Origin of the sequence: Streptomyces sp. ISL-43 (assembly GCF_018614195.1) — a bacterium.
Lineage (GTDB): Bacteria > Actinomycetota > Actinomycetes > Streptomycetales > Streptomycetaceae > Streptomyces.
Genome location: NZ_JAGGOT010000044.1, coordinates 63,757 through 74,950 on the forward strand (window position 1 = coordinate 63,757; position 11,194 = coordinate 74,950).

7 protein-coding genes and 1 riboswitch are annotated in these 11,194 nt (G+C 72.1%); of the genes, 2 read left to right on the forward strand and 5 right to left on the reverse strand.

Annotation, left to right across the window (positions count from 1 at the left end):
• Window positions 1-72 precede the first annotated feature (72 nt).
• Window positions 73-2,949 carry a bifunctional GNAT family N-acetyltransferase/acetate--CoA ligase family protein gene (locus J7F03_RS25165; protein ID WP_214953198.1) on the reverse strand — a complete coding sequence of 959 codons (2,877 nt, stop codon included), beginning with the start codon at window positions 2,947-2,949 and terminating at the stop codon, window positions 73-75.
• Window positions 2,950-3,134: 185 nt separating this feature from the next.
• Here J7F03_RS25165 and J7F03_RS25170 point away from each other — a divergent pair, with 185 nt between their 5' ends.
• A complete protein-coding gene (locus J7F03_RS25170; RefSeq protein WP_214953200.1) occupies window positions 3,135-3,416 on the forward strand; it encodes an HPr family phosphocarrier protein in 282 nt (93 codons plus the stop codon).
• A 246-nt stretch (window positions 3,417-3,662) separates the two neighbouring features.
• Here the strand turns inward: J7F03_RS25170 and J7F03_RS25175 are convergent, their stop codons facing one another.
• The 4 genes from J7F03_RS25175 to J7F03_RS25190 form a co-directional block, all read right to left on the reverse strand.
• The gene (locus J7F03_RS25175; protein WP_214953202.1) at window positions 3,663-4,328 is read right to left on the reverse strand and encodes a GntR family transcriptional regulator; all 666 of its coding nucleotides are present in this window, start codon (window positions 4,326-4,328) and stop codon (window positions 3,663-3,665) included.
• Window positions 4,329-4,496: 168 nt separating this feature from the next.
• Window positions 4,497-5,288 (reverse strand): M23 family metallopeptidase, encoded by a 792-nt coding sequence (locus J7F03_RS25180; protein WP_214953204.1) that lies wholly within the window; start codon window positions 5,286-5,288, stop codon window positions 4,497-4,499.
• 12 nt (window positions 5,289-5,300) lie between these two features.
• Window positions 5,301-5,460, reverse strand: a riboswitch (cyclic di-AMP (ydaO/yuaA leader).
• Between the two features lie 184 nt (window positions 5,461-5,644).
• Complete coding sequence (locus J7F03_RS25185) at window positions 5,645-7,012, reverse strand: pitrilysin family protein (RefSeq protein WP_214953298.1); 1,368 nt, start codon at window positions 7,010-7,012, stop codon at window positions 5,645-5,647.
• Between the two features lie 20 nt (window positions 7,013-7,032).
• Window positions 7,033-8,388, reverse strand: a complete 1,356-nt coding sequence (locus J7F03_RS25190; RefSeq protein WP_214953207.1) for a pitrilysin family protein — start codon at window positions 8,386-8,388, stop codon at window positions 7,033-7,035.
• Between the two features lie 269 nt (window positions 8,389-8,657).
• Between J7F03_RS25190 and J7F03_RS25195 the strand changes: the two genes are divergently transcribed.
• Window positions 8,658-11,114, forward strand: coding sequence for a DNA topoisomerase (ATP-hydrolyzing) subunit A (locus J7F03_RS25195; RefSeq protein ID WP_214953209.1), 2,457 nt, complete (start codon window positions 8,658-8,660; stop codon window positions 11,112-11,114).
• Window positions 11,115-11,194: the final 80 nt, after the last annotated feature.

Below are 11,194 nucleotides of genomic sequence, written 5' to 3' on the forward strand. Positions count from 1 at the left end.
AGGTCCATCCTAAGGCCCGTCCGGGGCACGTAGGCCGCCCCGGACCTCAGGAGCCGGGCAGGGTCCGGGGCCTCAGTAGCTGGGCAGGGTCCGGGGGCCGAGGTCGCCGCGGGCGGGCGGGTGGGCGACGCGGACGGCCGCGCTGAGCACGGAGAGCCCCTCGGTGGCGACGACGACGGGTTCCAGGACCACCCCGACCACCTCGGGGTGGTCGTCGACGAGGCGGGAGAGGCGCAGGAGCAGCTCCTCCAGCGCGGGGGTGTCGACGGGGGCGCTGCCGCGCCAGCCGAAGAGCAGCGGGGCCGTGCGGATGGACCGGATCAGGCCCGCCGCGTCCCGGTCGGTGGCGGGAACGAGCCGGTGCGCGGTGTCGCCGAGCAGCTCGGAGGCGACTCCGGAGAGGCCGAAGGACAGGACGGCGCCGGCGGCGGGGTCGATGACGGAGCGGACGACGGTGTCGACGCCCCGGGGCGCCATCGCCTGGACCACGGGGAGCAGCTCCTGCGGTTTGCCGAGCGCCCGGGTGAGCTCCTCGTAGGAGCGGCGCAGGTCGGCCTCGGTGGTGAGGTCGAGGCGGACGCCGCCGAGGTCGGCGCGGTGGCGCAGGTGCGGGGCGGTGGTCTTGAGGGCCACGGGGTACCCGAGGACCCGGGCAGCACGGACCGCGGCGTCGGCGCTGGGGGCGGGGAGCGTGGGCAGGACACGGATTCCGTACCGGGCGAGGAGCTCGCGAGCGTCGGGCTCCTTCAGGGTCAGCACCTCGTGCTCGGCTACCTCGGCCAGCACGCGGGAGAGCTGTCCGGCGGCCCCGCTCTCGTCGATGTCCTCGTACTCGGGTACTTGCCCGGCCACGGCGTTGGCCCGCCGCCACTGCCCGTAGCGCACGGCCTCGGCGACGGCCTTGACGGCCCGCTCGGCGGCCGGGTAGGCGGGGATGCCGACCGTCCCGGGCGCGGCGGGCGCGCCGGTGTCCGGCCGGGCCGCTCCCGTACCGAGGTCGGGGGCGCCGGGCCCTGCCGGGGCGGTGCCCGCGGCGGGTGCGCCCCCGCTGCCCGCCTCACCGGAGGCGGACGCCGGGCGGACCGCCCCGGCGGCCGCCGCGGCCGGGGCGGTCGCGGCCGAGAGGGCCTCGGCCAGGGCGCCCAGCTCGACGTGGACCACGGCCACCGGCTTGCCGGGATGCAGCGCCGCGGCCTCCCGCAGCGCGTCCGCGAGATCGTCCGCCAGCGCCTGCTCGCTCACCCACGGGATCGCCGTCACGATCACCGCGTCGCTGTCCCGCGAGGCCAGCGCCGCGGTGACGGCCGTACGGAAGTCCTCCGGCGAGGCCGCCGTCGTCAGGTCCAGCGGGGGCAGCGGCCGCAGCCCCTCCGTGAGGCAGGCGTCGTAGGTGAGCACCCCGAGCGACTCCGAGTTGCCGAGGATCGCCACCCGGGGGCCGGCCGGCACCGGCTGCGAGGCCAGCAGCAGGCCGACGTCCACGAGCTCCGTCACGGTGTCGACCCTGATCACGCCCGCCTGCCGCAGCAGCGCGGAGACCGTCGCGTCGGGCAGCCGGGTGCCGGGGACGAGGTGTCCGGCCGGGGTGTGGCGGCCGCCCTTGGCGACGACCACCGGCTTGACGGCGGCCGTGCGCCGGGCGAGCCGGGTGAACTTCCTCGGGTTGCCCAGGGTCTCCAGGTACATCAGGGCGACGTCGGTCGCCTCGTCGTCGTACCAGTACTGGAGGATGTCGTTGCCCGAGACGTCCGCCCGGTTCCCGGCGGAGACGAAGGAGGACAGGCCCTCCCCGCGCCGCAGCAGTCCGGAGAGCAGTGCGATGCCGATCGCCCCGGACTGGGTGAACAGGCCGACCCGTCCCCGCGCGGGGGCCGGCGCGGGTGCGAGCGAGGCGTTCAGCTCCACCTCCGGCGCGGTGTTGATCACCCCGAAGGCGTTCGGTCCGATCAGGCGCATCCCGTACGAGCGCACCTGCCGGACCAGTTCGCGCTGGCGGTCCAGGCCGTCGCCGCCGCTCTCGCCGTATCCGGCGGACAGCACCACCAGTCCCTGTACCCCGTGTTCGCCGCAGGCGGCCACGGCCTGCGGGACCCGCTCCGCCGGGACCGCGATCACCGCGAGGTCGACCGGGGCGCCGATGTCGCCGACCGCGCGGTAGGCCCGTACGCCGTCCAGCAGGTCCCCCTCGATGCCGGGGGCGCGGGCTTCGTTGACGGCGTAGAGGTGGCCGTGGAAGCCGCTGTCCCGCAGGTTGCGCAGGGCGGCCGCGCCCACTCCCCCGCCGGAGCGGCTGACTCCGATCACCGCCACCGATCCGGGGGCGAGCAGCCGCTGCACGGAGCGGGCCTCGGCGCGCTGTTCGCGGGCGCGCTGGACGGCGAGGGACTCGGCGGTGGGTTCGAGGTCGAGGGTGAGGTGGACGGAGCCGTCCTCGAAGCTGCGCTTCTGCTGGTAGCCGACGTCCGTGAACACTTTGATCATCTTGGTGTTGGCGGGCAGCACTTCGGCGGCGAAGCGGCGGATTCCGCGCTCGCGGGCCACCGCGCCGATGTGTTCGAGCAGGGCGGAGGCGACGCCGCGTCCCTGGTGGGCGTCCTGGACGAGGAAGGCGACCTCGGCCTCGTCGGAGGGCCCGGTGGCCGGGCGGCCGTCGGAGCCGATCCGGTCGAAGCGGACGGTGGCGATGAACTCCCCGCCGATCGTCGCGGCGAGGCCGACGCGGTCCACGTAGTCGTGGTGCGTGAAGCGGTGCACGTCGCGGTCGGAGAGCCGGGGGTAGGGGGCGAAGAAGCGGTAGTACTTGGACTCGTCGGAGACCTGCTCGTAGAAGCTGACCAGCCGGCCCGCGTCGTCGGTGGTGATGGGCCGGATCCGGGCGGTTCCGCCGTCGCGCAGGACGACGTCCGCTTCCCAGTGGTCCGGGTACGAGGGGTCCGACTCGGTGGTCATGGGGCCACCTTAAGGCTCGGACGGCCCGAGCGGCCCGGGCGCGGCGCATCGGGCGGGCTGTAGCGAATCAGGGCAAGCTGGGGTAGGTCGAACGGCGGGTGTATTCGGGCCGAAGGTCGGTCCGACCATTCCGGACGTCGTGAGAGACTGGTCTAGACAACCGTAAGAACCTGAAGGGCATCACCATGGCAGAGCGCCGCGTCAACGTCGGCTGGGCCGAGGGCCTGCACGCTCGTCCCGCCTCGATCTTCGTCCGCGCGACGACCGCTTCCGGCGTCCCGGTGACCATCGCGAAGGCGGGCGGCGACCCCGTCAACGCCGCCTCCATGCTGGCGGTTCTGGGCCTGGGCGCCCAGGGCGGCGAGGAGATCGTCCTCGCGTCCGAGGCCGAGGGCGCCGAGGCCGCGCTGGAGCGCCTCGCGAAGCTGGTCGCCGAGGGCCTCGAGGAGCTCCCCGAGACCGTCTGACCCTTCGGGTTCGACCCGCAGGACCTTGCACGGCGAAGCCGTTGCCCCCGACCTCGGCCGGGAGCAACGGCTTCACCGCTTTTCAGCGCACATCGAATTCCGGTGGACCGGGCGTGCGGAAATGAATTACCGGCCCGCCGGAAAATTCCGCACCGAATGACCCGGCCACTCATCGCCCGGCATCAAATCGCCCGGCACCCGATCACCGATGCCGCACGAATATCCCACCGTTGTATGCGGCGATTGTTAAAGCGGACCGCTCGCCGTGTTTACGGCAGGTTGCAGAGTCCTCACGCGCAGGCGGTGCGCCCCGGCCGCCCGGTCCGCGTGGACCGCGGTCAGCGCCCGGGCCCGCTCGGCGTCGCCCCGGGCCACCGCGTCCACGATCACGCCGTGCTCCGCCCAGGACTCCACGGGCCGGACCGGGGCCTCCACCACGTACATCCATGCCACCTTGTGCCGCATCTGGGTGAGCAGCGCGATCAGCCCGGGGCTTCCGGAGGCCTGGGCGAGCGTCTCGTGGAACCAGCCCCCCAGGGAGCGCAGGTCCTCCCCCTGGCCCCTCCTGGCCCGCTCCTGGCCCAGTCTGACCAGGCCGCGCAGTACCTTGAGGTGGGCCTCGGTACGCCGCCGGGCCGCCCGCGCGGCGGCGAGGGGCTCCAGCAGCATCCGCAGCTCGAGGAGATCGGCGGCCTCCTGCTCGGTGGGCTCGGCCACGCAGGCGCCCGCGTGCCGGCGGGTGGTCACGAACCCCTCGGACTCCAGCGTGCGCAGCGCTTCGCGCACCGGGACCCGCGAGACTCCGTACCGGCGGGCCAGCACCTCCTCGGTCAGCCGGCCGCCGGGGCCGAACACCCCGGAGACGATGTCGTCGCGAATTGCTGTGCATACCGTGTGCGCGGGAATACGCAAGACCGGACCTCCGCCTATTTTCGTATGACTGTGCGAGCTGCGACTCTATTGCAACACACGATAATTTCCGAGGACGGCCGATAATGCGAAACATTCACACAACGAGAAGGCCCCGGCTCGGGAGAGCCGGGGCCTTCTCGGAAGAAGCGTGGTGCGGTGCGGTCCGCGTCAGACGTCGACGCCGTGGGAGCGCAGGTACGCGACCGGGTCGATGTCCGAGCCGTAGTCGGCGCCGGTGCGGGCCTCGAAGTGCAGGTGCGGGCCGCTGGAGTTGCCGGTGGAGCCCGACCGGCCGATCTGCTGGCCCGGGGTGACCTGCTGGCCGACGGAGACGCTCAGCGAGGACAGGTGGCCGTACTGGGTGTACGTGCCATCGGCGTGCTTGATGACGACGTTGTTGCCGTACGCGCCGCCGTAGCCCGCCTCGACCACGGTGCCCAGGCCGACCGAGTGCACCTCGGTGCCGGAGGAGGCGTGGAAGTCGATGCCGGTGTGGCTGCCGGAGGACCACATGCCGCCGCCCGCGTGGTACTGGGTGCTGACGTAGGTGTCCGCGAGCGGGGCCACGAAGGTGTTGAGGCGCTTGCGCTCCTCCTCGCGGGCCACGCGCTCGGCGGCCTCGCGCTCGGCCTTGGCCCGGGCTTCGGCCTTCGCCTTGGCCTCGGCGGCCCGCTGCTTCGCGTCGGCCTCGGCCTGCGTCTTGGCGGCGGCGGCCTCCGCGGCGCGCTGCTGCGAGGCGGCCTGGGCCTGGATCTCGTCCGCGAGTTCGTCGGCCACGACGATGGTGTTCAGGCCGGTGTCCTCGGTGGAGGGGGCGCTGTCCGCGGCGAACGCGGGACCGGCCAGGGAGCCGACGACGCCGGTGGCGGCGAGGGCGGCGATACCGGCGTAGCCGGCGGTCTTGCGGCTCATACGACTGGAACCACGGTGCTTACCGGCGACACGACTGCCAAACGCCATGAAGGGGCTGATCCTTTCCTTCCTTCTCGCCTACCGGGTTAGCTGACGGGTTCGGAGCAGGAAGGTCTCCTACGGGCCTCCTCTTGCGAGGCGGTCCGATTCACCCCAGGGACACATGTGGGTCCCCGGCTCCCCAGGCTCGCGCCTGACGGGGACTCGGCGATCGCTGTCCGGTGCCGCGGACGCGGCGGGTGCAACTGACGAACAGCACGCCTGACGCTAGGCGGATCATCAGTCAATCGCCAAACAGACACGCCCTTTTGTTGCGTTCGCCACACCACATACGAGCAACCATACGACTAACCAGACAAAAAGGACTCCGGCGGACAAGCCGCCGGAGTCCCTTGAGTTTCCGATCAGTTGGTGACGACGGTGACCTCACCGATCCCGAGGGCCCGTACCGGCTCCTCGATCTGCGAGGCGTCGCCCACCAGGACCGTGACCAGGCGGTTCACCGGGAAGGCGCTGACGACCGCCGAAGTGGCCTCCACCGTCCCGGTCTCCGCGAGCCGCGCGTACAACTGCGCCTGGTAGTCGTCCGGGAGCTCCTGCTCGACCTGGTCGGCGAGCGTGCCCGCGACGGAGGCCGCCGTCTCGAACTTCAGCGGGGCCACCCCCACCAAGTTCTGTACCGCCACGTCCCGTTCGGCGTCGGTCAGGCCGCCCTCCGCGAGGGTGCGCAGCACCTTCCAGAGGTCGTCCAGCGCCGGGCCGGTGTTCGGGGTGTCCACCGAGCCGCTGATGGCGAGCATCGAGGCGCCCTTGCCGTCGGCGGTGGAGCGCAGCACCTGGCCGAAGGCGCGCACGCCGTACGTGTACCCCTTCTCCTCGCGCAGCACCTTGTCCAGGCGGGAAGTGAGGGTGCCGCCCAGGCAGTAGGTGCCGAGCACCTGGGGCGCCCAGACCCGGTCGTGCCGGTCCGGACCGATGCGGCCGATCAGCAGCTGCGTCTGGACGGCGCCGGGCCGGTCCACGATGACCACGCGGCCGGTGTCGTCGGCGGTGATCGGCGGGACGGGGCGCGGCTCCGTGGTGTCGCCGGTCCAGGTGCCCAGGGTGTCGGCCAGGACGGCGTCCAGGTCGATGTCGGTCAGATCGCCGACGACCACCGCGGTGGCGGTCGCGGGGCGTACGTGGGCCTCGTAGAAGGCGCGTACGGCCGCGGAGTCGATGCGGGCGACCGTGTCCTCGGTGCCCTGGCGCGGGCGGGACATCCGCAGGGAGGCCGGGAAGAGCTCCTTGGAGAGCTCCTTGGCGGCGCGGCGCTGCGGGTTGGCCAGCTCGTGCGGGATCTCGTCGAGCCGGTTGCGCACCAGGCGGTCGACCTCGGCGTCGGCGAAGGCCGGCGCGCGCAGCGCTTCGGCGACCAGGCCCAGCGCCTTGTGCAGCCGGGAGGCCGGGACCTCCAGGGAGACCCGCAGGCCCGGGTGGTCGGCGTGCGCGTCGATGGTGGCGCCGCAGCGCTCCAGCTCGGCCGCGAACTCCTCGGCGGAGTGCTTGTCGGTGCCCTCGGACAGGGCGCGGGACATGATGGTGGCCACGCCGTCGAGGCCCTCGGGCTCCGCGTCCAGCGGAGCGGCGAGGTTGATCTCGACCGCCACCACCTGCTGGCCGGGGCGGTGGCAGCGCAGCAGGGTCAGGCCGTTGGCCAGTACCTGGCGCTCGGGGGCCGGGAAGGCCCACGGCTGCGGCTCGCCGGCCTCGGGGCGCGGGTGGAAGGTCATCGTGACGGCTGCGGTGTCGCTCACTGCTCCGCCCCCTCGTTCTCGTCGCTGTTCTCGTCGCTCTCGGCGCTCTCGTCGGCCGCGATCGGCTCGTACACGAGCACCGCGCGGTTGTCCGGGCGCAGTCGGGCCGCGGCCACGGCCTGCACTTCCTCGGCGGTGACGTCGAGGACGCGCTGGACGGCGGTCAGCGCCAGCTGCGGGTCGCCGAAGAGCACCGCGAAGCGGCACAGTTCGTCGGCGCGGCCGGCCACCGTGCTCAGCCGGTCCAGCCATTCGCGCTCCAGCTGGGCCTGGGCGCGCTCCATCTCCTCGGCCGTCGGGCCCTCGGCGGCGAACCGCGCGAGCTCCTCGTCGACGGCCGCCTCGATGGCGGGCACCTCGACGCCGCTGGAGGTCTTCACGTCCAGCCAGCCCAGCGACGGCGCGCCGGCCAGGCGCAGCATGCCGAAGCCCGCCGCGACGGCGGTCTGGTCGCGGCGCACCAGGCGGTTGTGCAGCCGGGAGGACTCGCCGCTGCCGAGGACGGTCAGCGCCACGTCGGCGGCGTCGCACTCGCGGGTGCCGTCGTGCGGGAGCCGGTAGGCCGCCATCAGCGCGCGGGCCGGGACCTCCTCGAGGATCTCCTCACGCAGCTGCTCGCCCATGGTCTCGGGGAGCGAGCCGTCGCGGGGCGGCTGCTTGCCGTCGTGCCTGGGGATGGTGCCGAAGTACTTCTCGACCCAGGCGAGCGTCGTGTCGGGGTCGATGTCGCCGACGACCGACAGCACCGCGTTGTTGGGCGCGTAGTACGTACGGAAGAAGGCGCGCGCGTCCTCCAGGGACGCGGCGTCCAGGTCGGCCATGGAGCCGATCGGCGTGTGGTGGTACGGGTGGCCCTCGGGGTACGCCAGGGCGGTCAGCCTCTCGAACGCCGTGCCGTAGGGGACGTTGTCGTAGCGCTGGCGGCGCTCGTTCTTGACGACGTCGCGCTGGTTCTCCATGGACTCGTCGTCCAGGGCGGCCAGCAGCGAACCCATCCGGTCCGCCTCCAGCCACAGCGCGAGCTCCAGCTGGTGGGTCGGCATCGTCTCGAAGTAGTTGGTGCGCTCGAAGCTGGTGGTGCCGTTGAGGGAACCGCCGGCTCCCTGGACCAGCTCGAAGTGCCCGTTGCCGGAGACGTTCTTCGAGCCCTGGAACATCAGGTGCTCGAAGAGGTGAGCCAGGCCCGTGCGTCCCTTGACTTCGTGGCGCGAGCCGACGTCGTACCAGAGGCAGACCGCGGCGACCGGGGTCAGGTGGTCCTCGGACAGCACCACGCGCAGGCCGTTGGCCAGCCGGTGCTCGGTTGCTGTGAGGCCGCCGGAGCCGGCCTGAGCTGTGGCCGTGTGACCCATGGGCATGTGGTCCCTTCGATCGCGATGCAGAGATTCCTGTCAGACCTGCCACTGTATGCAAGCGTGTCGGCGACCGGAGAAGTTCCCGGCCCACTCCTGGGTCGGAGTCGGCGTTGTCGGTACCTCGGGCCACAATGGTCCGCGTCACCCCACTGTCCGAAACCCGGCCCGACCCCCGTAGCACCTCCAGCACCACCCGCGTACGACCGCAAGCCCCACCCCGTGAGAGCTCAGCTCATCCCGATTCTTGGTTAAGGAGCCGCGCAGCGATGGCCCGCCGCAGCACGAAGACCCCGCCGCCGGAGGATTTCGAGGAGAAGATCCTCGACATCGACGTCGTCGACGAAATGCAGGGCTCCTTCCTCGAGTACGCGTACTCGGTGATCTACTCCCGCGCCCTGCCCGACGCCCGCGACGGCATGAAGCCGGTGCACCGGCGCATCGTCTACCAGATGAACGAGATGGGCCTGCGCCCCGACCGCGGCTATGTGAAGTGCGCCCGCGTCGTCGGCGAGGTCATGGGCAAGCTGCACCCGCACGGCGACGCGTCGATCTACGACGCCCTCGTGCGCATGGCGCAGCCCTTCTCCATGCGGCTCCCGCTGGTCGACGGCCACGGCAACTTCGGCTCGCTCGGCAACGACGACCCGCCGGCCGCGATGCGTTACACCGAGTCCAAGATGGCCGACGCCGCGTCGCTGATGACGGAGTCGATCGACGAGAACACCGTCGACTTCGTCGCGAACTACGACGGCCAGGAGCGGGAACCGGTCGCACTGCCGGCGGCGTACCCGAACCTGCTGGTCAACGGCGCGTCCGGGATCGCGGTCGGCATGGCCACCAACATGGCCCCGCACAACCTGGGCGAGGTCATCGCGGCCGCCCGCCACCTGATCCGCTACCCGGAGGCGGACCTGGAGGCGCTCATGCGCTTCGTACCGGGTCCCGACCTGCCCACCGGCGGCCGGATCGTGGGCCTCGCGGGCATCAAGGACGCCTACGAGAACGGTCGCGGCACCTTCAAGATCCGCGCCACGGTGGCCCTGGAGGACGTGACCCCGCGCCGCAAGGGCCTGGTCGTCACCGAACTGCCCTTCACGGTCGGCCCCGAGAAGGTCATCGCGAAGATCAAGGACCTGGTCGGCTCGAAGAAGCTCCAGGGCATCGCGGACGTCAAGGACCTCACCGACCGCTCGCACGGCCTGCGCCTGGTCATCGAGATCAAGAACGGCTTCCACCCCGAGGCCGTGCTGGAGCAGCTGTACAAGCTGACGCCGATGGAGGAGACCTTCGGCATCAACAACGTCGCGCTGGTCGACGGGCAGCCGCTGACGCTGGGCCTCAAGGAGCTGCTGGAGGTCTACCTCGACCACCGCTTCGAGGTCGTGCGCCGGCGCAGCGAGTTCCGCCGGGGCAAGCGGCGCGACCGGCTCCACCTGGTCGAGGGCCTGCTGGTGGCGCTGCTCGACATCGACGAGGTCATCCGGATCATCCGGGACAGCGACAACTCCGCGCAGGCCAAGGAGCGCCTGATGGAGCGCTTCTCCCTGAGCGAGATCCAGACCCAGTACATCCTGGACACCCCGCTGCGCCGGCTCACCCGCTTCGACCGGATCGAGCTGGAGTCCGAGCGCGACCGGCTGGCCGGCGAGATCGACGAGCTCACCGGGATCCTGGACTCCGACAGCGAGCTGCGCAAGCTGGTCTCGGCGGAACTGGCCGCGGTCTCGAAGAAGTTCGGCACGGAGCGCCGTACGGTGCTGCTGGAGTCGTCGGGGACGGCCGTCGCGGCGGTCCCGCTGGAGGTCGAGGACACCCCGTGCCGGGTGCTGCTGTCCTCCACCGGCCTGCTCGCCCGCACCGCGAACGCCGATCCGCTCCCCGAGGAGGAGGGCGGCGCCCGCGCGAAGCACGACCTGATCGTCTCGCAGGTCGCCGCGACCGCGCGGGCCGACATCGGCGTGGTCACCTCGTACGGTCGGCTCCTGCGGCTTCCGGTCATCGACCTGCCGCAGCTGCCGGACACCCATGCCGCGCCGAACCTGGCGGGCGGCGCCCCGGTCTCGGAGTTCCTCTCCGGGCTGGAGGCGGACGAGAAGGTCGTCTGCCTGACCTCGCTGGACGAGTCGGGGCAGGGCCTGGCGCTCGGCACCGAGCAGGGCGTGGTCAAGCGGGTCGTGCCGGACTACCCGGCCAACAAGGACGAGCTCGAGGTCATCACGCTCAAGGACGGCGACCGGATCATCGGCGCGGTCGAGCTGCGCACGGGCGAGGAGGACCTGGTCTTCATCACGGACGACGCCCAGCTGCTGCGCTACCCGGCCAACCAGGTGCGCCCGCAGGGCCGCCCGGCGGGCGGCATGGCCGGCATCAAGCTCTCCGACAACGCCAAGGTGATCCACTTCTCGGCAGTCGACCCGGCACGCGACGCCGTGGTGTTCACGGTGGCGGGCTCGCACGGGACCCTGGACGACTCGATGCAGTCCGGGAAGCTCACCCCGTTCGACCAGTACCCGCGCAAGGGCAGGGCCACCGGCGGCGTCCGCTGCCAGCGTTTCCTGAAGGGCGAGGACGTGCTGCTCCTGGCCTGGGCGGGCGGTTCGCCCGCTCGCGCGGCGGCGGTGAACGGCACGCCGGCGGAGCTCCCCGCGGTGGACCCGCGCCGAGACGGTTCGGGCACGGCGCTGCCGGCTGTCGTCGGTGCGCTGGCCGGGGCCGCGCTGTAGGAGGTACGAGGTCATTCGGGTGGTACGTCTGGGGGACGTACCACCCGAATGGCGACTAGTGTTTTCCCTCTTGGCACTGT